Origin of the sequence: Winogradskyella wichelsiae, from assembly GCF_013403925.1 — a bacterium.
In the GTDB taxonomy this organism is placed as follows: Bacteria; Bacteroidota; Bacteroidia; order Flavobacteriales; family Flavobacteriaceae; genus Winogradskyella; species Winogradskyella wichelsiae.
In genome coordinates this window covers 257,421-282,689 of the sequence record NZ_JABFDJ010000003.1, presented here as the reverse complement: position 1 = coordinate 282,689, position 25,269 = coordinate 257,421, and the positions used below count along the sequence as shown (strand labels likewise).

21 protein-coding genes are annotated in these 25,269 nt (G+C 30.4%); 6 read left to right on the top strand and 15 right to left on the bottom strand.

All coding sequences use genetic code 11. The annotated features are described in order from the left end of the window. The first annotated feature begins 84 nt into the window (after positions 1–84). The 3 genes from HM985_RS08525 (at position 85) to HM985_RS08515 (ending at position 2,364) form a co-directional block, all read left to right on the top strand. Complete coding sequence (locus HM985_RS08525; protein ID WP_179375850.1) at positions 85–1,227, top strand: M14 family zinc carboxypeptidase; 1,143 nt, start codon at positions 85–87, stop codon at positions 1,225–1,227. A 74-nt stretch (positions 1,228–1,301) separates the two neighbouring features. Then, positions 1,302–1,781, top strand: a complete 480-nt coding sequence (locus HM985_RS08520; protein WP_179315306.1) for an Lrp/AsnC family transcriptional regulator — start codon at positions 1,302–1,304, stop codon at positions 1,779–1,781. A 73-nt stretch (positions 1,782–1,854) separates the two neighbouring features. Continuing rightward, positions 1,855–2,364 (top strand): DinB family protein, encoded by a 510-nt coding sequence (locus HM985_RS08515; RefSeq protein ID WP_179375849.1) that lies wholly within the window; start codon positions 1,855–1,857, stop codon positions 2,362–2,364. On the opposite strand, the gene aroB is transcribed toward HM985_RS08515, so the two are convergent. After that, a complete protein-coding gene (gene aroB, locus HM985_RS08510; RefSeq protein ID WP_179375848.1) occupies positions 2,361–3,431 on the bottom strand; it encodes a 3-dehydroquinate synthase in 1,071 nt (356 codons plus the stop codon). The genes HM985_RS08515 and aroB overlap by 4 nt on opposite strands. 101 nt (positions 3,432–3,532) lie before the next feature. Here aroB and HM985_RS08505 point away from each other — a divergent pair, with 101 nt between their 5' ends. Then, positions 3,533–4,705: a proline dehydrogenase family protein gene (locus HM985_RS08505; protein WP_179375847.1), complete on the top strand. Its 1,173-nt coding sequence runs from the start codon at positions 3,533–3,535 to the stop codon at positions 4,703–4,705. Positions 4,706–4,803: 98 nt separating this feature from the next. Here the strand turns inward: HM985_RS08505 and HM985_RS08500 are convergent, their stop codons facing one another. Genes HM985_RS08500 through HM985_RS08485 form a run of 4 tightly spaced genes read right to left on the bottom strand, consistent with a single transcriptional unit; the run spans position 4,804 to position 11,010 of the window. Continuing rightward, on the bottom strand, positions 4,804–7,173 hold the full coding sequence (locus HM985_RS08500; protein WP_179375846.1) for a GumC family protein: 2,370 nt from the start codon (positions 7,171–7,173) through the stop codon (positions 4,804–4,806). 11 nt (positions 7,174–7,184) lie between these two features. Further along, the gene (locus HM985_RS08495) at positions 7,185–7,961 is read right to left on the bottom strand and encodes a polysaccharide biosynthesis/export family protein (RefSeq protein ID WP_179375845.1); all 777 of its coding nucleotides are present in this window, start codon (positions 7,959–7,961) and stop codon (positions 7,185–7,187) included. A gap of 32 nt (positions 7,962–7,993) precedes the next feature. After that, entirely contained in the window at positions 7,994–9,889 is a 1,896-nt protein-coding gene (locus tag HM985_RS08490) for a polysaccharide biosynthesis protein (RefSeq protein WP_179375844.1), read from the bottom strand. Continuing rightward, positions 9,883–11,010, bottom strand: coding sequence for a DegT/DnrJ/EryC1/StrS family aminotransferase (locus HM985_RS08485; RefSeq protein ID WP_179375843.1), 1,128 nt, complete (start codon positions 11,008–11,010; stop codon positions 9,883–9,885). Before HM985_RS08485 ends, HM985_RS08490 begins: the two co-directional genes overlap by 7 nt. 300 nt (positions 11,011–11,310) lie before the next feature. Here HM985_RS08485 and HM985_RS08480 point away from each other — a divergent pair, with 300 nt between their 5' ends. Further along, positions 11,311–12,282 (top strand): ATP-grasp domain-containing protein, encoded by a 972-nt coding sequence (locus HM985_RS08480; protein WP_179375842.1) that lies wholly within the window; start codon positions 11,311–11,313, stop codon positions 12,280–12,282. Further along, positions 12,266–12,922: an HAD family hydrolase gene (locus tag HM985_RS08475; protein ID WP_179375841.1), complete on the top strand. Its 657-nt coding sequence runs from the start codon at positions 12,266–12,268 to the stop codon at positions 12,920–12,922. The genes HM985_RS08480 and HM985_RS08475 overlap by 17 nt, the downstream gene beginning before the upstream one ends. Positions 12,923–12,941: 19 nt before the next feature. Here HM985_RS08475 and HM985_RS08470 read toward each other — a convergent pair whose 3' ends face one another. The 10 genes from HM985_RS08470 to asnB (HM985_RS08425) all read right to left on the bottom strand — a co-directional run bounded on the left by HM985_RS08470 (position 12,942) and on the right by asnB (HM985_RS08425) (position 25,210). Further along, positions 12,942–13,556, bottom strand: coding sequence for a sugar transferase (locus HM985_RS08470; RefSeq protein WP_179375840.1), 615 nt, complete (start codon positions 13,554–13,556; stop codon positions 12,942–12,944). A gap of 4 nt (positions 13,557–13,560) precedes the next feature. Then, a complete protein-coding gene (locus HM985_RS08465) occupies positions 13,561–14,697 on the bottom strand; it encodes a glycosyltransferase family 4 protein (protein ID WP_179375839.1) in 1,137 nt (378 codons plus the stop codon). Between the two features lie 5 nt (positions 14,698–14,702). Then, a complete protein-coding gene (gene asnB, locus HM985_RS08460) occupies positions 14,703–16,607 on the bottom strand; it encodes an asparagine synthase (glutamine-hydrolyzing) (RefSeq protein WP_179375838.1) in 1,905 nt (634 codons plus the stop codon). 15 nt (positions 16,608–16,622) lie between these two features. Then, positions 16,623–17,765 (bottom strand): glycosyltransferase, encoded by a 1,143-nt coding sequence (locus HM985_RS17405; RefSeq protein WP_179375837.1) that lies wholly within the window; start codon positions 17,763–17,765, stop codon positions 16,623–16,625. A 6-nt stretch (positions 17,766–17,771) separates the two neighbouring features. Then, a complete protein-coding gene (locus tag HM985_RS08450) occupies positions 17,772–18,842 on the bottom strand; it encodes a glycosyltransferase (RefSeq protein ID WP_179375836.1) in 1,071 nt (356 codons plus the stop codon). A gap of 6 nt (positions 18,843–18,848) precedes the next feature. Next, positions 18,849–19,430 carry a serine O-acetyltransferase gene (locus tag HM985_RS08445; protein WP_179375835.1) on the bottom strand — a complete coding sequence of 194 codons (582 nt, stop codon included), beginning with the start codon at positions 19,428–19,430 and terminating at the stop codon, positions 18,849–18,851. Positions 19,431–19,436: 6 nt separating this feature from the next. Beyond that, positions 19,437–20,669 (bottom strand): O-antigen ligase family protein, encoded by a 1,233-nt coding sequence (locus HM985_RS08440; protein ID WP_179375834.1) that lies wholly within the window; start codon positions 20,667–20,669, stop codon positions 19,437–19,439. 7 nt (positions 20,670–20,676) lie between these two features. Further along, positions 20,677–22,215 carry a lipopolysaccharide biosynthesis protein gene (locus tag HM985_RS08435; protein WP_179375833.1) on the bottom strand — a complete coding sequence of 513 codons (1,539 nt, stop codon included), beginning with the start codon at positions 22,213–22,215 and terminating at the stop codon, positions 20,677–20,679. Between the two features lie 4 nt (positions 22,216–22,219). Further along, on the bottom strand, positions 22,220–23,161 hold the full coding sequence (locus HM985_RS08430; RefSeq protein ID WP_179375832.1) for a glycosyltransferase: 942 nt from the start codon (positions 23,159–23,161) through the stop codon (positions 22,220–22,222). Between the two features lie 246 nt (positions 23,162–23,407). Further along, positions 23,408–25,210, bottom strand: a complete 1,803-nt coding sequence (gene asnB, locus HM985_RS08425; protein ID WP_179375831.1) for an asparagine synthase (glutamine-hydrolyzing) — start codon at positions 25,208–25,210, stop codon at positions 23,408–23,410. Positions 25,211–25,269 lie beyond the last annotated feature (59 nt).

Here is a 25,269-nt window from a genome sequence, read left to right as displayed (position 1 = left end):
ACGAATGTAACTTGTCGATTGAAATCAGTTGTTTACAATTGTAAATAGTTAAATGATTACATTTGTAACCAACAAAATAGTCCTATGAAATTAGATCTTTTAAACACCTTGTATACTGAAGTAAAAACACCAGAATTGCATGGTCGTTACATTACTAATTCTCATATAGAACCTTGTTTAGATAAGCTCTTAAAACCAATAAAAAAGACCTTAGGTTATTCTGTAGAAAACCGACCAATTTATAGTTTAACCTATGGACATGGTGCAATTAAAGTTCTATTATGGTCACAGATGCACGGTAATGAATCTACCTCTACTAAAGCACTGTTTGATTGTTTTAATCTTTTTGAAACTGGCAATAAAACAGCTGAACGTCTTTTAGAGCACTGTACTTTGGTTGTTATCCCTATATTAAACCCCGACGGTGCAGAGCGTTACACGCGTTTAAATGCTAATTTAGTGGACTTAAATAGGGATGCTCAAGACCTTACTCAACCCGAAAGCGAAATACTTCGACAAGCTTACTATATAGAGAAGCCCGATTATTGTTTTAATCTTCATGGTCAACGCACATTGTTTAGTGCTGGTGAAACAAACCATGTAGCTACATTATCGTTTTTGTCACCAGCGCAAGACTCAGAGCGCACGCTCACAGCCAATAGGAAGGCTGCTATGGTTATAATAGCTGAAATCAATAGATTATTACAGGACGAAATTCCTAATGGGATAGGGCGCTATGATGATGGCTTTAATTTAAATTGCGTAGGAGATACCTTTCAGAATTTTGGTGTTCCTACACTTTTATATGAAGCCGGCCATTATGCCAATGATTACGACAGAGAAGAGGTGAGAAGATTGATGTTTATTGCCATTCTTAAAGGTCTAGATGTTCTTATTGATAACGTTGAGCCAGAAAACTATAAATCTTATTTTTCCATTCCTGAAAACGGTAAGCTTTTTAACGATATTATAATCAGAAATGTGAAACGATCTGATATGGGGGCGCTTGTTGATGTGGCTATTCAGTATAAAGAAGTGTTGATTTCTAGTGAATTACGGTTTGTTCCTGTTGTTGATGCCATAACTGAGTTAAGCCCTAAATTTGGACATAAGGAAATAGATGCAAATGGTTCTACGGTAACAACATTAGACCATTCTGACTTAATACTAGGTTCCGAAATCGTTTTCGTAATGATAGATAATGAAGAAATCTCATTAAAACCTTAAAAATATTCATTTAAAATGAGTATTCGTTAAGTTAAATGTCTTAATTTTGCATTTACTTTAAATATTATAAGATTATGGCAAAATTTAAATTAGATGAGGTTGATCACCAAATTCTAGATATGTTGATTGATAATACACGTATTCCTTTTACAGATATAGCAAAAAAATTACTGATTTCTGCAGGGACAGTTCACGTTCGTGTAAAGAAAATGGAAGAAGCAGGTATTATTATGGGGTCTTCTTTAACCTTAAATTACCAAAAGCTAGATTACTCTTTTATAGCTTATGTTGGAGTTTTTCTTCAAAACACATCACAAACTAAGTTTGTTTTAGAACGCATTTCAGAAATTCCTTACGTAACAGTTGCACATATTACTACAGGTAAATTTAATATTTTTTGTAAGATCAGAGCCAAAGACACTATGCATGCCAAAGATATTATCTTTCTATTGGATGATATTGATGGTGTTTATAGAACAGAGACTATGATTTCTTTAGAAGAGAGTCTTAATGATAAAAAACGATTGATGCATACCATTTTTAATGAATTGTAAGCATTATAATATAAATTAATTAAACAAGCCCTTGGTTATTATAACTTGGGGTTTTTTTTTATAACATAGGCTAATGAATTTAAATACATCCGAATACAATGCGTTTTATCAGGTATACATCGATAAAACGAATAAAGAATTGAGTATTATTGAGGGCTTGAAGCAACAATTAGATGCCGTTGTTCTATTTTATCTCAGTATTGCTGAAGAAAAGCATAATTATGCTTATGCCGAGGGAAAATGGAGTGTTAAAGATGTATTATTACATATCATAGACACCGAACGTATTTTAGCTTACAGAGCAATGAGGATAGCTAGGCAAGATAAGACGCCTCTAGTGGGGTTTGAGCAAGATGACTATGTTCAACATGGTTTTGCTAAAAAACGATCTATGGAAAGCTTAATTGAAGAATATAAATCTGTTAGATTTGCTACAATTACCTTATTTGCCTCTTTAAATGCTGATGCATTATTCTCTATAGGTGAGGCTTCTGGTTTTCCGATATCAGTTAGAGCTTTAGGTTATATTATTTTAGGTCATGAACAGCATCACAACCTAATTATAAAAGCGCGTTATCTTTAATTGTTATAATAGTCAAAAGCTTCTGAGATTTGCTTATTGGTAGCTACGCAATCAATTTTAGGTTGTCCTATAGCTTCAAGAAGTACAAATTTTACCACACCATGACTATTTTTCTTGTCGTATTTTAATAATTCGACAATTTGTAATTGATCCGTTTTAGTAATTTCAACTTTAGAAAACGTTTTTAGAATGCCTTCATTGATGATTTCTAATTCATTATCACTTAAGTCACAAACTTTAGTCGCTAGGTAAGCTTCTAAAATCATACCTATTGCAATCGCTTCTCCGTGTAGAAGTGTTGTTTTTTCATCATTTTCTAGAAAGTAACTCTCTATAGCGTGACCTAGAGTATGTCCGAAATTCAATATTTTTCTTAGGCCTTGCTCTGTAGGATCAGACGTTACAACATCATTTTTAATAATTACCGACTGGTGAATTAAATTATCTAAATCAGAAATATCTAATTTTTCAAGATGTGTTAACGTATTCCAATACTTTTCATCATAGATTAATCCGTGTTTTAGCATTTCTGCAAATCCAGAAACCATTTCATTTTGCGGTAATGTATCTAAAAATGAAGTATCTATACCAACCATTTTACCTTCAGTAATTACACCAACCTGATTTTTTAAAACTCCTAAATCAACGCCTGTTTTACCCCCAACGGAAGCATCAACCATGGCTAACAAGGATGTAGGTATGTTAATGTATGGAATACCTCTCATGTACGTACTTGCTACAAACCCCCCTAAATCGGTAACCACTCCGCCCCCTAAATTAATTAATAAGCTTTTACGATCTGCGTTATATTCTGATAATGCTTCCCAAACCCCTTTACAAATGTCAATTGTTTTATGTTCTTCACCGTTAGGCATTTCCATAACTTCAATTACGATATCTCCAGACTCTAACCGTTCTAAAAATTTGGGTAAACAATAGTCATGCGTATTGGTATCAACTAAAACAAATATTTTAGAAGGTTCAGTTGTTTTTATATAAGTGTTAAGTTCTGTGTAAACATCAGAATTAAAGTATACAATGGCGTCTTTTGTGGTGATAGAATTCATAATAAAAATTATAATCAGTAATAAGATGTGAAAATACTTCCTTTTTAGAAAAAAAAGTAAAACTATAATAAATATATTTGCAATAATATATTCTTTAGCTAATGATAGATCGTTCACTTTTTGAGAACACCAGTACGGCTTTTACTTTGAAATCTGATTCAGAATTAGATCGTGCTTATTTTTTATTTAAAATGATTTCTTCTGAACCTTTGGTTCGTATTGGTACAATGGCAACTAATTTTGCGTTGAAAGCACATTTGCCAGTAGAAAAATTGATACGAGCTACCGTGTTTGATCATTTTTGTGGTGGTGTTAATGAGGAAGATTGTTTACCTGTAATTGATAAATTGTATACCGAAGGCGTGAGCTCGGTATTAGATTATTCGGTAGAAGGAAAAGCAGAAGAGAATCAGTTTGATAATGCTTTAGAGAAAATACTTAAGATTATAAATTTCTGTGACGCTAGAGAAGCGATGCCAATTGTGGTTTTTAAACCATCTGGTTTTGGTCGTTTTATATTGTATCAGAAAAAAACAGAAGGAGTAGCTTTAACTGAATTAGAACAAGCTGAATGGGGTCGAATTGTAGATAGGTTTGATGCGGTTTGTAAATTAGCAAAGTCTAAAGATGTTGAAGTTTTAATTGATGGAGAGGAAAGTTGGATGCAAGATGCAGCTGATGATTTGGTTGAAGAAATGATGCGTCGTTACAATAAGGATGTTACTATAGTTTATAATACACTTCAATTATATCGTTGGGATCGTTTTGATTATTTAAAGCAATTACATGAGCGTGCTAATGAAGGTGGTTTTAAAATTGGAATGAAGATTGTGCGTGGTGCTTACATGGAAAAAGAACGAGAAAGAGCCTTAGAAAAAGGCTATGATTCTCCAATATGTGAAAGTAAAAAAGTGACTGATGATAATTTTAATGGCACTTTAAACTACATACTTACGAATTTAGATAAAATTTCTGTTTTTATAGGTACACATAATGAAGCAAGTTGTTATTTAGCAATGGAGCTTATGGAGAGTTTAAGTATTTCTAAGCAAGATAATAATGTTTGGTTTGGTCAGCTGTTTGGTATGAGTGATCATATCAGTTTTAATTTGGCGGCACAAGGTTATAATGTTGCTAAGTACATTCCTTTTGGACCGGTAAAGGATGTGATGCCGTATTTAATTAGAAGAGCAGAGGAGAATACCTCTGTATCTGGCCAGACGAGTAGAGAATTAACCTTATTGAAAGCAGAAAAAAAGAGACGTAAAGCGTAATTGCATTATTTTTATTGATAAAATAAAAAAAGCCACTATTATTTATATAGTGGCTTTTTTTTTTTATGTTTAAATATGCGTATCGTTTCTAAAGATGACTAAGCTTTGCCAAATTTATACCATTTTTTATTTTTTCCTGGATTGTTGCCATAACCATAGCCGTAACCATAACCTTTTTTGTTAAAATCGGTGCCGTTTAGAAGTAAATTCATATTTGGTAATCTATGATCGTCATAAAGTGGTTTAGCTACTGCAGCCAATTGTCTTTTGTCTACATTATTAGCGCTAACTACATAGATAAACATATCTGCGAATTTAGAAATTAGTAAAGTATCACTTACTAATCCTACGGCAGATGTATCTACAATAATGTATTCATATTTATTTTCAAAATAATCGAATAATTCTTGAACTCTATCACTCATTAATAATTCAGAAGGGTTAGGGGGTATTGTCCCCGAAGAAATAACATCTAGGTAAGTGTTTGTTTTTAGTTTATTAACTATAGCTTCTGGTTTAATTGATTTATTGGCTATAAAGTCTGATAACCCAATTTGAGATGTTGGTTTCTCATTAAGGTATTTCATTATTTTAGGTACTCTAATATCCATTTCAATTAATAAAACAGATTTTTCTGAAAAAGAAATAGACGTTGCTAAATTTGTGCTTGTATGTGATTTACCTTCTTGTGCTCTAGTTGAGGTGATAAATACTTTTTTAGTATTCGTTTGAGTGTCTCTTAGTGTAAAATCGATATTAGATCGTATAATTCTAAAGGATTCAGCTTTTGGAGAATAATCTACTTTGGTAATTAGTTTTGTTTTTCTACTGGTTCGCGGAATATCACCAATGTATGGAATATCCAGAACTTCTAATAGATCATCTTTGTCGTAGATTTTAGTGTCTAATAAATCTTTTATGTAAAGAAATCCAACAGGGATTACAAGTCCAATGAGCATGGCAGCTAAATAAGTAAACATCTTATTTGGAGAAACAGGGGTGTAAGTAGAGTATGCTGTATCTATCACCTTAGCGTTTGCCGTAAACATACCAAGTCTTATTGCTGATTCTTCTCGTTTTTCTAATAGGTAAAGGTAAAGCGATTCTTTAATACTTTGTTGACGTTCTATATCTCTCAATTGTCTTTGCTTAGTAGGTGCTGAGTAGAGTTGCCCTCTAATTCTAGCATCTTCTCTGTTAAGATTTGTGAGTGTTATTTCACTAGATTTTTTCATGTTTTCTAGCGAATTAGACAAATTTTGTTTTAAAGAACTAATCTGATTATTTAAGTTGATGACTACAGGATTACTTTCAGAAGAGTTTTTTAATAGTTTATCTCGTTCTGCAACCAATTCATTATGACTTTTTGTAACTTGACTAATGTTTCCATCAGACAAGCCGATGTTTGAAGGTAAAAGATCTGAATTTTTATTCTTTTCTTTTAACTCCTCTTGCATATAATCGATTAACTGAATGTTATTTGTGGTATTATTTATTTGAGATTCATTCTGTCTTTCGCTTTCTAAATAAATATTTGCTTGAGAGCCAAGGGCTGTTAAATTATTTCTTTTTTGAAGTTGTTCTGCAGAGAAATCAACCTCTTCTAATTCTTTAAAAACTAATTCTAATCTATTATTAATGAAGTTAGATGTTACTTTTACAACTTCTTCCTTATCAATAATGACATCATTATTGTATTCTTTAACCATTTGATTAAGAATGTCTATAGCGCGTTCAGGAATGTTGTCTTCGAGTCCTAACTTTACAATACTAGATTCATCACCAGCAGAAACATAAAGGCTCGTTTGGTATTTGTTTACAACCAAAGCAACCGATTTTAATGTAATTCTTAAATTGCTACCAACTTTAGGGCTGTATTTTCCGCTATTAGGTATAATAACCACGTCTCCAAAACCGGTTTTTATACGATCACCAAAAGCATAAGGTTTTCCAAGGTTTTCATCTCTATCAATTAATGATTTCCCATCATCTTTAAATATTAAAAACTTGGATGGGGATTTTATCTTTATAAAGAGTGTTGTATCAACGGTGTGTATAACAGAATCTGGAGCGAAAAAATTTAATTTTACAGGAGGGTTATTATATATTTCTTGCTCTTTAATTTTACCTTGTTCAAAATAAGTAATATTAAGTTTTAGATTTTTAACAATGTTAGCGATTAAAGTTCGTGATGTTAATGTTTCAATCTCATCGTTTAATTGGTTAGATTTACCTGATAATAGACTGTTTCCGCTAAGTTCGGAAAGGCTAGGAAGTTTTTGAGACTCTTGTTCATTCTTAATTTTTATGGTAGCTGAAGCTTTGTATTGATTTGTGGAGTAGCGCAAGTGAGTGAAAGCTAATGCTAAGGCAACGAAGACAAACAGAGAAATAAATTTCCATTTAGAAAGGTATAAGTTGAGTGTTTTCTTTATTTCTTTTAAAGACGTAATATTTTTAGATTCCATATAAAACTAAATTATCTAATCAAAAATACAGCAATAACTGTTGTTAATGTACCAATCGCAGAAATTAAAACACCGTTATTTTGATTGTAGGTTGAAGAACGAATTCTAGCGTTATTCGGCTCGACATATATAACGTCATTTTGTTGCAGGTAATAAAGCGGTGAGTTTACCGAATTTATTGAGGTTAAATCAATAATAGCAAATTTCTTTTTTCCATTAACTTCTCGGATCAGCTTAACATTTTTTCGTTTACCAAAAATAGTCAAATCATTGGCGTAGCCTATAGCTTCTAATATTGTAACTCTTTCATCTTGCATTGTAAACGTACCTGGTGTAGATACCTCGCCAATTACGGTAATGGTAAAATTTGCTAACCTCACATTTACAATAGGATCTTTAGCCATAACTTTAATACGCTCTGTAAGTAATGCTGTTAGTTCTGTACGTGTCAGTCCTTCAATTTTTAAGGTTCCTAAAACAGGAAATTCAATATTTCCATTATAATCTATTAAGTAGGATTGTTGTTGTAATCCGCCTTGCGCACTTGTAATGTCTAGCGTATTGTTAGAAACGACAGGTAAATTAAAAGGTCTCACGGTGTCTGGGTCTAATGCAGAAACATTAATTGTTAAAATATCATCAGGTTTGTAAGTTAACTCAATAGGTTCTGAACTCAGTTGTCCTTCTTCTAAAGGTTCATCTTGAAAATAGATGAAATCTTTGCGAGAACCACAAGAGGTTGCTAATGCAATTGTTAATATTGAAATGATAAGAAAACGAATTTTCATGATTGAATTTGTTATGGATTGAATAATTGGAATTATTTTTTAATATCTAAAACCTCGTAAGTTGAATTGTTTGAAATGTATTCTGGTATTAAATTTTTTATCGAAGATACTATTTCTAAAGGCTGTGTAAGCGAGTTTATTGCGGTAAGTTTATTAATTTGTTTTTCAACAGTTAAAATATCTAATTGTCTAGATTTTGCAATCATAATTTTGTCGTGATAAGTCTTTTTTGTGTTTTCGCCATCAGCTAAAAGTTCTTCGTATATTTTTTCACCAGGTCGTAAGCCTGTAATTTTTATATTAATATCTTCAGGATAGCGTAAGCCAGATAAAATGATCATGTTGGTTGCAAGATTAAAAATCTTAATCGGTTCTCCCATGTCGAAAACAAAAATTTCGCCACCACTACCCATTGCAGCGGCTTCTAAAACCAATTGACAAGCTTCAGGGATTGTCATAAAATAACGCGTAATGTCTTTGTGGGTAACAGTTAAAGGCCCTCCTTTTTCAATCTGTTTTTTAAATAAAGGAATTACTGATCCGTTAGAACCTAGTACATTACCAAACCTAGTAGTTATAAATTTTGTATGTCCTTTACCTTTTAGGCAGCTAACGTAAAGTTCTGCTATACGCTTTGTAGCTCCCATGACATTTGTAGGATTTACAGCTTTATCCGTAGAAATAAATACAAATTTATCGACGCTATGTTTAACAGCGATATCCGCAACATTTTTTGTGCCACCAATATTAACGCTTACTGCTTCATATGGATTGTTTTCCATTAAAGGAACGTGTTTGTAAGCTGCTGCGTGAAAAATTATTTTGGGTTTATGTAAGTTAAATATTTGATCAATTCTTGTTTTATTTCTTACATCAGCAACAATGGCTTCGATATTTTCTAAACCCTGTTGTAAAAATTCTTGTTGAATATCGTAAAGTGCAGATTCCGCATTATCAATAAGGACCAGTTTTTTATAATTGTAAAGACTGACTTTTCTGCAAATTTCACTACCAATAGAACCTGCGGCTCCGGTAATTAAAATCACTTTATTATCGTATTGTTCTTCTAGATCGGGATTTTTTATGTTTATTGGATCTCTTCCTAAGAGGTCTTCAATTCTAACCTCTTTAATCTGACCAACACTTAAATCTCCATCAATCCAACTTTGTACAGGTGGAACAATTTTTACTTTAAGCCCCAATGAAAATAAATGTCCTGTGATTTGAAGTAATCGAGTAGGTTCTATGTTTTGAATAGAGATAATGACATCTTCAAGCGCTTTATTTTTAATAAATTGCACGTCAATTGACTCGATGCTATAAACTTTTAATAGGTTGATTTTTTTTCCTATTTTACGTTCGTCATCATCAATAAATCCAATAACGTTTAAACCACTTTTGGTATCATTTTCAATGGCATCATAGGTTAACATACCAGAATTCCCTGCGCCAAATATTAAAACATTAGATACTGAGTGAAAATCTTGAGTTATAGAATTGTAAATGGATTTAATAAATAACTTAGCTCCTATAAGAAACAAAATATTTAGTAATAAGTGAATATAAATAACTGATCCCGATAAATTTAATAGGCTTTCAGAACCAAGAATTTTTCTGCTTAAAAAGGTGCATAAAATTAACGTTGTTGCTAAAATATTGGCACCAATAATGATGTTTATAATGTCTTTAAACCCCGTAAAACGGACAACCCCTTTGTATGAACCAACTGCTATAAAACTTATGGCAGCAATAACAGCAACATATGGGATTTGGGTTAAAAGGGTTATAAAATCGAAATCTATTTGAAAATTGAAACGAATTAAATAAGCTAAAAAAAATGTAGCAATCACAACGAGAATGTCAAATAATAGCACAAGCCATTTTGAAGCATATTTTTCCGATATTTTATTTAAAAGTTGAATTAACATGTCCTAAAATAATTATTTACAGTAGTAATAACACGTTCTAATTCTTGGTCGGTAAGGTTTGATCCACTTGGTAAGCACAGGCCTTTTTCAAATAAGTCATCAGAAACACCATTAAGATAACTTGGATATTTCTTAAAAACAGGTTGTTGATGCATCGGTTTCCATAAGGGTCTAGATTCAATATTTTCTTGTTCTAAAGCGAGCCTTAAACCTTCGCGAGTCTCTTTGGTATCTAATAATATACATGACAACCAACGATTGGAAATGTAATTTTCAGGTTCTTTAAGAAATACAATTTTAGCATTGTTTTTAAAGCTTTCAACATAAAACTTATAATTAGAACGTCTTTTTTCAACATGACTATCAAGAACAGTCATTTGCCCTCTACCAATGCCTGCTACAATATTAGACATTCTGTAATTATAGCCTATTTGAGAATGTAAGTAATGAGGTGCATTATCTCTAGCTTGTGTGGCTAAGAAAATTGCTTTTTCTTTTAATTCTATAGTTTTAGTAACTAAAGCCCCCCCACCAGATGTTGTTATAATCTTATTACCATTAAAAGATAATACAGAGAAATCACCAAAAGTGCCACAATTTTTACCTTTATAATAACTCCCTAAAGATTCAGCGCTATCTTCTATAACAGCAATGTTATATTTTGAGGCGACAGCGTTAACTTCGTCTACTTTGTAAGGCATACCATATAAATGTACCGCTATAATAGCTTTTGGTTTGGTGCCTTTTTCGATTCTATCTTTTATAGCAATTTCTAATTGTATAGGGCAGATATTCCAAGTGTCTCTTTCGCTATCTACAAAAACAGGAGTTGCTCCTTGATAGACAATTGGGTTGGCTGATGCAGAAAATGTTTTACTTTGGCAAATGACTTCGTCTCCTTGTTTTACATCTAAAAGTATTAAACTTAAATGTAGGGCAGAAGTACCCGAAGCTAAAGCAGCAACATGTCTATCTTCTTTTATATAAGCTTGTAAATCCTTCTCAAAACCATTAACATTTGGTCCTAATGGAGCCACCCAATTAGAATCGAAGGCGTCCTGTATGTAGGGCAACTCATTGCCGCTCATGTGCGGTGACGAAAGCCATATTTTCGATTTCATAAATAAAAAATATTAAACAATTGATCTGATGACTATTCAATTTTATGTCAAAAGAGGGGAAAGAGACACAATCTGATTTAAGATTATAAATATCTATTTTTAACTTGGTTTGAACCAAATTAAAACGATGAAAAGTAAATATTTACGTCGTTATCAATTATCTAAAATAATTAATTCTTTTTATAATTATAATAGTATTAATCATTTAAATTGTAGCCTTCTATCCTCAAAGGAGAATATTAATTATCTTTATATTTTTGATGAATAAAAATAAACAGAAAATTAATCTAAATAAATAGCATGAATATTTTAATTACTTCAGCTGGGCGAAGAGTTTCTCTCGTAAAGTCATTTCAGAAAGAAATAAAAAAACAGAACCCACAAGCTAAAGTATTCGCAACAGATGCAGACCCTATGCTATCTGCAGCATGCCAAATTGCAGATGGGTTTTTTAAAGTACCAAGGTTAAATGATGGCAATTATATTTCTGTTTTGTTGAATTTTTGCAAGACTCATAACATTAGTTTGGTTATCCCAACAATAGACACAGAACTTCTTAAGCTTGCTAAAAATAAAATAAAATTTAAACAAGAAGGTATTTCTGTTTTAATCTCATCAGAAGAATTTGTTTCTAAATGTAGAAACAAAAGAGTCATACATGAGTTTTTTGAAGAAAACAATATAAAGGTAGCAAAAGAGTATGCAAAAGATAACTATGTTTTGCCTCTTTTTATTAAGCCGATTGATGGCAGTAGAAGTGTAGATACTTATTTAATTAGAACGAAAGAAGCATTGACAGATTATCATTTTAATAATGATAAATTGATGTTTTTAGAGTATTTAGATCATAACGAATTTGATGAATTTACTTGTGATTTATACTTTAGTAAAGATCACAAATTAAGATGTGTAGTTCCTCGAAAAAGAGTTGAAGTTAGAGATGGTGAGGTTTATAAGGCGTTGACAGTTAGTAATGTTTTAGTAGATTATATAAAGCAAAACTTAATATTTATTAAAGGAGCTGTTGGATGTATAACTGCTCAGTTTTTTTTACATAAAAAGGATGACAATAAAATTTATGCTATAGAGATTAATCCTCGTTTTGGTGGTGGCTATCCACTATCTTATTTATCTGGAGCTAACTATACAAAATGGATTATTGACGAATATTTATTTGATAAAACCATAGCTGATAAATTTGATGTTTGGGAAAGTAATTTATTAATGATTCGTTATGATGATGAAATTTTAGTACATGGATATAAAGGTTAATAAAAATACCGTTATTGTCTTTGACTTAGACGATACATTATATAACGAGTTAGATTATTTAAAATCGGCCTACAAGGCTATCGCTAAATCTTTAGAACCGAACCATTGGAAGTCTTTATATTCAAAGATGTTTTCGTTGTATAGATGTAAAATTAATGTTTTTGGATTTCTTGCAGATGCTTATAAAACAGAAATGGGGCCATTAATAGATATGTATAGAAACCACCAACCAGATATTCACTTGTTTGATGGTGTTATTGCTGTTTTTGATGCTATAAAAGCTAAAAACGGTAAAATAGGAATTGTAACAGATGGCAGATCAAAAACCCAAAGAGCCAAACTTAAAAGTTTAAATATTCTAAGCTATTTAGATACAATTATAGTTTCTGAAGAAATAGGTACTGAAAAACCAAGTAAAGTCAATTTTAAAGCTATAGAAAAAGCATTACCAGCAAGTAAGTATTACTATATTGCAGACAACTTAAAAAAGGATTTTGTGGCACCAAATGCTTTAGGCTGGAAAAGTGTGGCTTTAATAGATAATGGTAAGAATATACATTTTGAATCTCATGCGTATATGAATCCTGAAAACTTAGCTCAAAATTTTATTATAGACTTCAACGATTTTAATATTATTTAATAGTCTGAAATTAGTAGAGTTATTCTTTAGTACCAATAAATTCAGGCATGTCTAGAGTTTCTGAACTGCTAATATCCTTTCTATTAATTACTTTATCTATTGTTTTTATAAAAATTTTAAGATCTAAAGTAAAAGATTGATTCTCTACGTAATACACATCAAATTCAAATTTTTGTTCCCAACTAATGGTATTTCTACCGTTTACCTGAGCCCAACCAGTAATACCTGGTATAACGTCGTGTCGTCTGTATTGTCTTTTATTATATCGTTCTAGGTATTCTGGTAATAAAGGTCGCGGACCAATTAAGCTCATATCACCTTTTAGAATATTTATAAGTTGTGGTAACTCATCTAGAGATAACTTTCTGCAAAAGTTGCCAATCTTAGTCACACGCTCTGATGCAGGTAATAAATTTCCATCTTTATCCGTTTTGTCTGTCATCGTTTTAAACTTAATAATGGTGAAAATTCTACCATTTTTACTCGTTCGAGCCTGGTAGAAAAACGGTTTTCCATTATTGAGTATAAATAGGCAGATGATTAGAACTATAAATAGTGGCGAAATAATTAAGAGTCCAAAAAATGCGACTAAAAAATCAAAAATCCGTTTTATAAAATTACCGTATAGTTTCATTTCGTTATATTTTAAGAACACTTTTTATTAATTGTACTAAATCGTTATTTATAATGTTAACATCAAAACGTTCTTCTGCATATTTTCTACTGTTTATTCCCATGTCTTTTATTTTATCAGGATGTGTAATAAAATATTCCATAGGTTTAACTAAAGCTTCTAAATTTTGAGGCTCAATTAAAAATCCATTTTCACCTTCTTTTACAGCTTCTCTGCAGCCAACAGAATCAGTTGTAATTATTGGATTGCCACAAGCACAGGCTTCTAGCGTTGTTCTTGGTAAACCTTCTCTATAGTAACTTGGCAATACAAAGATGTCATTTTGGTGCAGGTGTTCTTCTATATTATTTTGTTTCCCATGAAAAACAATAATACCTTCTTTATGCATTTCATTAAGTTCATCTTCGCTAATAGCAGAAGGTGAAGTTTCGGGTGCTCCAATTAAATTAAATTCGGCTTTGGGATATTTGGCCTTTAATAGTTTTGCAGCCTCCATGTAAAGTGCAATGCCTTTTTCTTGAATTAATCTAGCGACTAATAGAAAACTGACCTTGTCTGATGCATTTTTTTCTTTAAATGTAAATTGATTGAGATTAACACCAGAACCGCTTACAAAATCTACACGTTGTTGTTTAGAAATTACTTTTCGGTCTAAGAATAATTGATAATCATCTTTATTTTGAAATACAATGATTTTATTCTTTCTAATGGAAAGTTTATACAATATTTCATTAAAACGTTGTAACGTTCTCGCTTTTGCAGAGAGACCAGTAAATGCATAACCAAGTCCTGTAATTAAAGAAATAACTGGTATTTTACAACTGTTAGCAGCCATCGATCCGTAAATCACTGGTTTTACAGTGTATGGAAATACTAAATCAATCTTGTTGTCTTTCATTATAGACTTTAATTCTTTAATAGATTTTAAATCATTTAAAGGATTTAGTCCTGTGCGTTGCAAATTAAACTCAATAGGAATCGCGCCCATAGCTTTAATTATTTTAGTATCACTTTCTGTATATTCTGGTGCTGCAGTAAAGACTTCAAAGTCGTTAGCGATTAAACTTTTAATAAAATCACCTCTAAAACGTATTAAAGAGCCAGCAAAAGATGCAATAAGTAATATTCTTTTTTTATCCATCTTTTCTAGTTTTGTTTGAGGAAATTATATTTATACCATTTTTGGAAACAGTAATAAGACCAAACTCTAAACGTGCTATCTTTTTTACTCTCTAAATGGTCTTTAACCAATTTGGTAATAACTTCAGTGTTAAATATGCCTTGAGATTTAAGTAATTGAGGTTCAATATAACTTTCTAATTCTTTTCTTAGGCTTTGTCTTAACCAATCTCCAGTTGGGCTACCAAAACCGCTTTTTCCTTTTTCTAAAAACTCTGCAGGAAACTGATCTCTAAAAGCTTCTTTTAAGATATACTTTTTGTTCCAGCCTTTCATTAAGTAATTCTCGGGTAAGGTATTGGTAAATTCCCATAACTCTCTGTTTAAGAAAGGAGCTCTACATTCTAACGAGGTCATCATGCTCGTTCTATCTACTTTTGCCAACATGCCACCTTCTAAACTTAACACTTTATCTACAAGTCTAAAATCTGTGAGCGTTTCTATTTTTTGTTTTCCTAAAACAGCTTTGTACTCTTGAAAAATATCCGAATCAAAATAATCAGGAGACATAATTTCAGCTAATTGCTGACTTGTATTAGCTAAAGAAATTATATTCCAATAAAACTCACCATCGTAGTCTATAGAATTTAAGAGTTTATTAATTTGAAATTTTCTACCGCGCGTATCATCTTTATTAATAAGATACTTATTACTCAACTTTGAAATACCTTTATGAAGCCCTTTAGGAATAACACTTGTGTATTTTTTATTCATTTTACCAATGTAATACTTGTTGTAACCACCAAATACTTCATCTCCACCATCTCCCGTTAAAGCAACGGTTACATGCTCTCTAGTTTTCTCGGATAATAGGTGAGTAGGTAAGGCCGCTGTATCTGAGAAAGGTTCATCGAAATTGACTAAAATTTCATGTATGTTATTTTTAAGATCGTTTTCATCAATAATAAACTCATGATGATTGCTGTTTAGCATTTTTGCAACGACTCTAGATTTATCAGTCTCGTCGTAAGATGCTTTTTTAAAGCCAATAGAAAATGTATCTATTTTTTTGTCTGTGGTTTGCGCTAAACACAACGAAATTATAGAAGAATCAACACCTCCAGATAAAAAAGTCCCTAAACCAACATCTGCAATAGATCTACTATCTACACTTTTATAAACGAGATCCTTTGTTTTTGACTTGGCATCATCAAAAGAAATGTTGATTGCCTTTGGTTTTGGTTCAGCATTAATTTTATGAATGGTAGTGTTGTGTGAAGCTAAATCATATGCAATATAATGATTGGCTTCTAACTTAAAAATATTGTCGTAAATAGTGTGTGGTGCAGGAATGTAAGTGAGTCTAAAATAAAGATTCAACCCTTTTTTTGAAATGTTAGGAGTGTAATCGATGGTGTTTATAATGGATTTTAATTCTGAAGCCCAGATAAATTCGTTATCAGTATGTGTATAGTAAAGTGGTTTTTCGCCAAAGAAATCACGAGCAATAAATAATTGGTTAATATTTTTATCGTAGATGCTAAAACCGTACATACCATCTAGCCACTGAAAGGATTCTGTACCATATTTCTCATAGGCTTTTAAGATGACTTCAGTATCACTAGAAGTCTTAAAATGAACACCTTCTGTTTCTAATTTTGATTTTAGGACTTTATAATTATAGATTTCGCCATTAAAAACAATAACGATTTGTTTATCGTCCGAAAATATAGGTTGCTTACCTGAAGATAAATCAATAATAGATAATCTTCTCATTCCCATACCAACCGTAAATTGGTCAGTTTCTTCAGAAAATAAACCGTCCTGATCTGGTCCTCTATGAATAATGAGATTATTCATTGTATTAAGGATGGATGATATTTGGTCCTTATCCTGATTGGTTTTTGTTATAATACCGTTAATTCCACACATGTAATACTCTCTTAATTAATGCTGTATAAAGTAATTGAATTTTTTATAAATACTTTTTAATTGATAGTCTTTTGAGCGTTGTAAACTTAATTGACTAAATTTTACTCTTTCTTCTGGATTATTGTGAAAATAATCGAGTGCTTTACTCAAGCCTATATGGTCATCATTATTAACAAGTAAACCGTATTTGGCAATAAAAAATTCACCATTTTTAATACTAATTTCTTCGTTTTCATTTAATAATTCTAGAGGTCCAGATAAACAGTTTGTTGATATACTTGGTAGACCGATGGCCATGGCTTCGATTAAAGCGTTAGGGAAACCTTCTGTAAATGAAGACAACACAAAGCAATGGCTATTTAGCAAATAATTGTTTACATTTTTTACTTTTCCTTCTAAGATAATGTTATCGCTTAATTGTGATTCTTTAATTTCATTTTGTAAATAATTGTATAAATCACCGCCACCTAAAATGGAAAACTCATATTTTAAATTAGAGGCTTTTATGGCACGAATGGTCATGATATGATTTTTTCTCTTATTTAAAGTTCCTGCAGTTATAAGTTTTAGTGTTTTGGTATTTAATCTATTTGAATCAATAATTGTTTTTGGAATTTCAATCGGGTTGTAAATAACCTCCATCGGAATTTTAACACCAAAGTTATCTCTTAAGTCTTTATTGATATGTATTGAGTTTGAAAACAGTTTATGACATCGGTTATAGAAAATAGGATAAAACCATTTGGAAATATAAAGTGATAATTTGCTAGTAACATTATCTGAAGGAAAACCACGCTCACTGATAATTGTTTTAACAGACCTGTTAAAACTAGACATGATACCATTTATAAGATTAGGTAATGCTAAAAATGATATAGAAATAGCTATATTTTGTTTATTTACAAAGTGATAATATTTTATAATAAAACTGATGGTATCTACAAATTTTAAATATGTAGGTCTATCAGGACCATTTTTATTAAAAATAATAACATCAACCTCTTTTGGAATAGGAAAATGAGTAACATTATAAAGCATAACAAGGGTAACCTTATAATCGGCCTTTAATTCTTTGAGTAAGAGGCTTATTACTTTTTCCGCTCCACCGCTTCCTAAAGCTATGGTTAAAATGCTAATATGTTGTTTAACTGGGTTCACAGGAGTTTAATGTAACTTTAAGATATCGATAAATAATTGTTCATATTGTTTAATAATTTTTTCCTTATTGAATTTTAGATAAACAGATTCTCTAATTTTTTTAGGATCCCAGATTCTCTTTTCTTGGAGCTTTTCTAAAAATTCTATTTCATTTTTAACTAAAAAGCCATTGACACCATCTTCTATAATTTCTTTTGTGCCACCAGGTACATCAAAAGCTATAACCGGTGTGCCAACCACACAACTTTCTAGCAATGCGTTTGGGAAACCTTCTAGATATGACCCTTGAAGAAAATAATCATGATTAATAATATAATCATTGACCTTATTTGTAAAAGGAATATGAATTATATATTTTAAAATAGATAATTCTTCTGCTTTTTTAAAAATTACTTCTTTTAAATTCCCATCACCGATTATGGTATATGAAAATGGGAATTTTAATTGCGATAAGATGTCTAAAATCCGGAAATGGCCTTTTACATTAACAAGTCTTCCAACCGTTATATATTTCCTAATGTTTTCATTGTTAGTTTTTTCTTTTATTAATGCTAAATTTGAGATTGGGTTATTAATTACGCACGTTTTATTTCTTGGTACGTTGTAGTTGTTAACCATGTCTTCTGCCATATCATTTGATTGGCAAATGAGCATGTCTAAATTATTAAATTGATTGGAAACGAAGTTAATAGGCGACCATTTTTTTGTACTTGTTTGATCTTTTCTTTTACTTAAAATAGTAGCTTCTCTTCCTATAAATTTTGTTCTCTTAAAATAGGGTGCAATTATGGACATTGCAATATTTGTATGAGATATAGAGCTTAAAACAATACTAGGTTTAAGCTTAAATATTAAATATGCAATAGTAGGTATTGCTTTTAAGACTCTCTTTTTCTTTAAATATTTAACCTCAACATTACTAACATCATAAGCAGAGTCTTCTGGGTAACCAATAACTAAAAGTAAGGGGGCGAATTTGTCTTTATCAATGTTTTGAGATACAAAAGAAATGACACGCTCAGCGCCGCCTGGTACTAAGGAGGGTATTATAAATATTATTTTTATTCTATTATCCATTAAGAACTATAAATGTTTAATGATTTTTTTTATATCAATTTCACTTATTACTCTTGCAGGAATACCTGCTATCATCGTATTTTCTTCACTAAAGGATTTATTAACCACAGCGTTTGCGCCAATAGCGGTGTTATTAGGAATTGAAATGTTACCATAAATTTTGGCACCAGGTGCAATATAAACATTGTCTCCCAACTGAGGTGCTTCTGACTCACCACCTGATGCACCAATATTTACACAAACGTGTATTCTACAGTTGCTACCTACTTTAGTATTACTATTAATTACGATAGTACCATAATGAACTATAGAAAGTCCGGGACCAAATACATTGGGGGGAATTGAAAAACCTAATTTAATAGAAATAGCTTTAAATTTATATTTTAAAAAATTTAGATACAACTTATTAATGATACCTTTTTTACAATTTTGAAAATACTCTACTTTTCTTAATAACTGTTGAAATTTCCAAATGTAATTAGGTGATACAATATTTTTAAATAATTGTGCGGTACTAGTAGCTTCTATTTTTAAAGCTTTTTTATCTTGTTTGACATAATGGTAATAGTCTGATTTTGATTGTATCATATTCTTTTATTTACTCATGCTTAATTGACTTCTTGTTTTTGAGTTTTTGTTATATAATAGACTATCAAAGAAAGCTAGACTAATTAGCAATGACCGTTCGTAATATATTGAATGAGATATAAGACCTTCAAAAACTAATAAAGCTAAGAATATAAGATAGTAAAATTGATCTTCTTTTAAAGAAAGCTTAAGACCTCGCCATAAATAAACAATATAAATTATTAATGCTAAAAAGCCATAGTTGATTGCTAAAAACAGATAATAATTATGTGTGTTTAAAGGCACAAATCTTTGGTCGGCTGTATAGCCTGTTCCGTATCCTAATGGGTTTTCTTTGAATTTATCAAAATACATTAATAATAAATCACCTCTTCCTCCTCCAGAGCCAACATCTTCTGCTATAACGCTACCATCGCTTTTCCCTAATAATAAATCTAGCCTTTCTCCAGCTGCACCCCTTGTAAATGCAGGAAAATTATCCTTAATTACACCAGCAAATAAAATAAGTCCAAGGTATAAACCAGTAAATAAAATTGCCATTTTAAAAAGACTTTTGATTAGAATCGGTGTTGTAATCTTAAAGTTTTTGTTCCAGCTATTAGCAGTACCAAAAATTAGTATAAGTATCACAGAGATAATACCACTTCTTGAGAATGTCAAGAATACAGAGATAACCATAGCGCTAATAAATACAATTCGTTTTGTTTTAAATTTATATAAAAAAACTAACACCCCTAAAGCCAAGAACTTTATGCCTGAAGCGGCTTGATTAGGGTTTTCACCAAAGCCACCTTTTCTCACAGCTTCCGCTAATTGAAGATTATATTTAGGCAAACCAATAAAAAAATCATACCACACACTACCTGCTAAGGTTGTGAAAGCACAGAAAATAACTAAAAAAACGAGCCATTTATCTTCTGTTCTAAAAAAATGAACAGCAAAAATATACATTAAGAGTGTTATGGCGTTTAAAGAAATGTTTGTTATTATAAGAGCGCTATCCACCTTAGATATTGCGGCATATATTATTGAAAAAAAGAGTATTACTGTAAAAACTATAAACGAATGAGATTTAAATAGATCGATATAATCTAGTACAGGATATTTTACAATACAAACTCCTAAGAATAGAGGTATGAAGAAAGAAGAAGGTTGAAAGGGAACAACACCTATTCTGAAAAAAAAAATATCAGCATAAGAAGCAAATAATATAAGTAAAATGGCTATTAAATATTTCATGGAAGTTTCACTTATTTTTTTTTCTTATTAAATTTGTAAAGCGTTTTATTAAGTTTTTAAAACCTAAACTAAATACACTTAACAAGACTAGATAAATGGCAAGAAATAGTGCTCCAAATTTTAACAGTTCAGTAAATAAAGAGAACAAATTTGCGTTTTCCTCTTTGTCTAAATACATTGACAGGTAATAGTAGCTTATAAAAGCTACAGATAAATAGAATAAATGCATTATAAAACCTTTCCAATAAATCCAATGATTAATTTTAAAACCATATTTAAAAACATAGTATGGTCTCCATAGCATTACAATGATGAATTGACTAATCATAGTACCTAAGAATACACCTAATACACCATATTTAAATACAAATAATATAGAAAAAAATAAGTTAATTAAACTTTGTATTACAGGAGACCATATATCTCCATAAAGTCCATAAGCTTGTTTGAAACTATCTATAGGTTGTCTTACTTGAAGCATAAAAAAAATGATAATTAAAATAATTAGGATAGTCTGAGATAATAAATACTCTTCACCTAACCATAAGGTTATTAATTCATCAAAACCTAAATATAATAACACTGTTGAGCAACCAGCAATAAAGAAACGTAAAGCCATAAATTCCCAAAAAACTTTAAGCATATTTTCTATGTTATTTTCAGCAACAAGATTTCCTACACTAGCGTTGGTGCCTTCAAACATTTTACTGACTAATAGGTTTATATTATTCATTATCATTTGGTAATTACCAACGAAGGCTACCATTGCAGGGTTAACCATCGAGAAAATAATAATATTGTCTGTGCTATTGCTTACAAATGTTCCTAGCTTATGAAAACTTATTTGCTTTATTTTTTTTAATAATCCTTTTTGATTGTTACGTATAACTTTAGTAATCTTTAAATTAAATATTAACCAAGGGTAAGTTTGTCTAACTTTTTTTCTTAAAATAAAAATATAAATAAAAGGGGTTAGTAATTCTAATAATATCCATAACCAGACATCCTTAAAGTAGATTAGTACTAAACACTGTAGAAACAATCTTAGTATAAATACAGATTGCCCTATGGTTATGTTTATAAAACCTTTTTGATCTGCTTGTAGTAGAAATGTATAATATGCGAAAAAATAACTTAATAAATTACTTATTAATAAGGCTGCAAATAGGAATATTATTTTAGCAAGATTTATATTGGTGTCTTCGAAAAAAAAAGGAAAAAAGAACAATAGCAACAGAGAAGATCCTAAAACAAAATAACCTATTCTTTTGTATAGAAAACCTAAATAACCAACTATTTCATTAATTTTATCCTTATTGTTATCATAAATAGGTTTATAGAGCGCAAAACCAACAGCAGTACCTATTCCTAGCTCTGAAAGATTTAAAAATTGCAATATACTTTTTAGAGTATCAACTGTACCAATAAAGTCATTACCAAGATTGTCGAGAAAAATGTTTCGAGAAAAAAACTGTATGAGTATATAGATTAATTGAAAAATTAAAGCTATCCAAGCGTTCTTTATAGTTAATGCTACTCTAGACATAAATTTATGATCTTGAGATCAGTTTACTATAGATATGAGAAATATACTCCATAATTACAAGAGGCAATGTAATAACCATAACTGACCTAAGAGTATAATTTTTTAAACTTACAGATTCTCCAATCGCTTTTCTAATTTTTTTTCTAAATATTCTATTTGGGTCTATATCTGTATTTCTAGATAGCAAAAAATAGTGATCTGTATAATAGTTGGTTACGTAGTTTTTTTTTGTTAGGTTTAATTCGGGTAAGTGAGTTATGTTATTACAAATATATTCTGTAGCCTTTATACCTATTTTTATCTTTTCTAATGAATACTTGCTTCTAATTATACTAACGTTATCTGTGTTATAATGATATAATTGTTGATTTATGTAACCTATCTGATCTATTTTATCTAAAACATCGATAGTAAAAAACACATCTTGATGAATTATTTTTGGTATAAACCTTAAATCATTAATTAAAGAAGTTTTGTACATGCGGCGCCAAACTGAAAATGCAGTATTTTGAATAATTCGCTTCATCATGGAAACTTTATCTTGAATTTCAAAATTGTAATTTAGGTTTAAATCGACATTGTTGCTGGTGGGGTTAATTTCTACAACATCTAAATTAAATTTAGTGAGATTAGTAATCATAATCTCTAACATTGATTCATTTATATAATCATCGCTATCCACAAATGAAATATAATCACCAGATGCTATATCTAATCCTGCATTTCTAGCGCAACTAGAGCCTTCATTTTGTTTATGTATAACAATAACTCTAGTATCTTGTATTTTGTAATTATCACATATATGACCTGAATTATCAGAAGAGCCATCATTGACTAGTATAATTTCAAAGTTTTGGTAAGTTTGATTAATGATACTATTAATGCATCGATCTAAGTAATTTTCTACATTATAAACAGGTATTATGACACTTATTTTATTTACCATTCAAAAAATAATAGTTTGCTAAATTTTAGAAATTAGATTTATCTATTTAAGGGATTTAGTATTAATTGAAACAAATTTGAATGAAATAATTTATATACTCTAAATTAATATATTAAAGACTCGTTTTTAACGATTAACTCCAAACAACTAAGATCATTTTATTATTAAAAGAGTAGAAGTAAAGCGTTTTAAGAAAATACAATTTATGATGTTATTTTTAAAATTGAATAAGAGTTATCTCTGATCTTAAAAATTAAATTCATCATACCATTTACTGAGTACATATACCTTCCATATGTATGGAGTATGATTTTTTTGCCCTTTCATATGTTCTTCTAATAAGATTTTAAATTTAGAACTATTTAAGTTCGGTACTTTATTTAAGAAGTCATCATTGAGTGCCTTATAAAACTCATCTTTCAATTCATGACGCATCCATTCTCCAATAGGGACGCTAAATCCACTTTTTGGAAGATTAAAAACCTCTTCAGGGATGTATTCTTTTAAGATGTCTCTCAAGATTCGTTTTTGCCTGCCTTTTTTATATCTAAAAGAAGTTGGTAAAGATCTTGCATATTCTATAACTCTGTAATCTAAAAAAGGACTGCGAACCTCTACAGAATATGCCATACTTGCTCGATCAACTTTTACATTACTATCATTTTCTAACCATAGTTTTATATTTAGATCAGCAGCTTTTTGTAATAAAGAATTAGACCATTTTTTATAACCTTGATAATGCGCTGTCCAGTTTTGCCTTTTCTCTTTTAAAATAAAACCCTTTCTTGAAAAAATATTTTCAATAAAATCATTTTCAGTTTTTGTTGTGAGCGCATTTCTAACACGGTAAGAATCTTTTCCAATAGCTTTAAGGAATATAGGTGCTGATAAAAATTTCCTAATAAAATAGGGGATTTTTATTATAAATTTATTTCTTTCTAAAGATTCAAAATGGTCATATCCTAAAAAGCTTTCGTCACCACCATCGCCTGATAAAGCTACAGTAACGTGGTTTTTAGCAATTGAATTTAAAAGCAATGAAGGAAGCGCAGAACTATCTGCAAATGGTTCGTCATATACTTCGATTAATTTAGGAATTAAGTCTAATATGTCCTTTGACGTACAAATTGTTGTATTATGGTTTGTTCCTAAAATCTCTGAAAATTGCTCAGCAATATTACTTTCATCATATTTTGGATTATCAAAACCAATTGAGAATGTATTTATTTTTTTATCGGATATTTTAGATGCAAGGCTAGTAATTAGTGCAGAATCGATGCCTCCTGATAAAAATGATCCGATAGGAACATCTGATTGGAGTCTAATTTTAACAGCATCTATTAATAAATTATGTAAGGTGTTTTTTGCATCTTTATAAGATATGTCCTTAATCTTAACTTCTTTTAAATTCCAATACTCTTCTATTTTTAATTTGTTAGTATTTAAATCAATGAAACAAAAATTACCAGGAGGCAGTTTAAAAACATTTTCAGCAATTGTATAAGGACTGGGAATATAATCAGTATCTAAATACATTGATATTGCATCTTCATTTATTGACTTACCTTGTAATAGGGGACGTATTTGACTACAAATTTCAAATCTGCCATTATTCCAATAATAATAAAACGGTTTCACACCTAAACGGTCTCTTGCAGAAAATACCTTATTTGTATTTGAATCATAAATACAAAAAGCAAACATGCCATTTATTTTTTCTAAAATATGTTTTCCCCAATGTTTATATCCTAATAATAGTACTTCTGTATCACTTTCAGTATTAAAAGAGTACCCAAGCTCTATTAAATCTTGTTTAATATCTTTATAATTATAGATTTCCCCGTTAAACACAATTGTTAAGTTATCAGAAACCATAGGCTGGTTAGAACGTGGGTCTAAATCTAATATTGAAAGCCGTAAGTGACCAAAATAAAGTATACCTTCTTTTTTAAACCCAGTGTAATTTGGACCTCTAAACGAAATTGATTTTAGTTTGTCTTTTATTATACCTTCTTCATAAGGTATGTTAGTTAAATATATACCGCACATTATTTAATAAACTTTTAGTAAAAAAACGGATTTTATTTTAATAACTGACAGGTTTTGAT

Coding starts and splice junctions, on each gene's coding strand:
- HM985_RS08525 (WP_179375850.1), top strand. CDS start 85: ATGAAATTAGATCTTTTAAACACCTTGTATACTGAAGTAAAAACACCA.
- HM985_RS08520 (WP_179315306.1), top strand. CDS start 1,302: ATGGCAAAATTTAAATTAGATGAGGTTGATCACCAAATTCTAGATATG.
- HM985_RS08515 (WP_179375849.1), top strand. CDS start 1,855: ATGAATTTAAATACATCCGAATACAATGCGTTTTATCAGGTATACATC.
- aroB (WP_179375848.1), bottom strand. CDS start 3,431: ATGAATTCTATCACCACAAAAGACGCCATTGTATACTTTAATTCTGAT.
- HM985_RS08505 (WP_179375847.1), top strand. CDS start 3,533: ATGATAGATCGTTCACTTTTTGAGAACACCAGTACGGCTTTTACTTTG.
- HM985_RS08500 (WP_179375846.1), bottom strand. CDS start 7,173: ATGGAATCTAAAAATATTACGTCTTTAAAAGAAATAAAGAAAACACTC.
- HM985_RS08495 (WP_179375845.1), bottom strand. CDS start 7,961: ATGAAAATTCGTTTTCTTATCATTTCAATATTAACAATTGCATTAGCA.
- HM985_RS08490 (WP_179375844.1), bottom strand. CDS start 9,889: ATGTTAATTCAACTTTTAAATAAAATATCGGAAAAATATGCTTCAAAA.
- HM985_RS08485 (WP_179375843.1), bottom strand. CDS start 11,010: ATGAAATCGAAAATATGGCTTTCGTCACCGCACATGAGCGGCAATGAG.
- HM985_RS08480 (WP_179375842.1), top strand. CDS start 11,311: ATGAATATTTTAATTACTTCAGCTGGGCGAAGAGTTTCTCTCGTAAAG.
- HM985_RS08475 (WP_179375841.1), top strand. CDS start 12,266: ATGGATATAAAGGTTAATAAAAATACCGTTATTGTCTTTGACTTAGAC.
- HM985_RS08470 (WP_179375840.1), bottom strand. CDS start 13,556: ATGAAACTATACGGTAATTTTATAAAACGGATTTTTGATTTTTTAGTC.
- HM985_RS08465 (WP_179375839.1), bottom strand. CDS start 14,697: ATGGATAAAAAAAGAATATTACTTATTGCATCTTTTGCTGGCTCTTTA.
- asnB (WP_179375838.1), bottom strand. CDS start 16,607: ATGTGTGGAATTAACGGTATTATAACAAAAACCAATCAGGATAAGGAC.
- HM985_RS08450 (WP_179375836.1), bottom strand. CDS start 18,842: ATGGATAATAGAATAAAAATAATATTTATAATACCCTCCTTAGTACCA.
- HM985_RS08445 (WP_179375835.1), bottom strand. CDS start 19,430: ATGATACAATCAAAATCAGACTATTACCATTATGTCAAACAAGATAAA.
- HM985_RS08440 (WP_179375834.1), bottom strand. CDS start 20,669: ATGAAATATTTAATAGCCATTTTACTTATATTATTTGCTTCTTATGCT.
- HM985_RS08435 (WP_179375833.1), bottom strand. CDS start 22,215: ATGTCTAGAGTAGCATTAACTATAAAGAACGCTTGGATAGCTTTAATT.
- HM985_RS08430 (WP_179375832.1), bottom strand. CDS start 23,161: ATGGTAAATAAAATAAGTGTCATAATACCTGTTTATAATGTAGAAAAT.
- asnB (WP_179375831.1), bottom strand. CDS start 25,210: ATGTGCGGTATATATTTAACTAACATACCTTATGAAGAAGGTATAATA.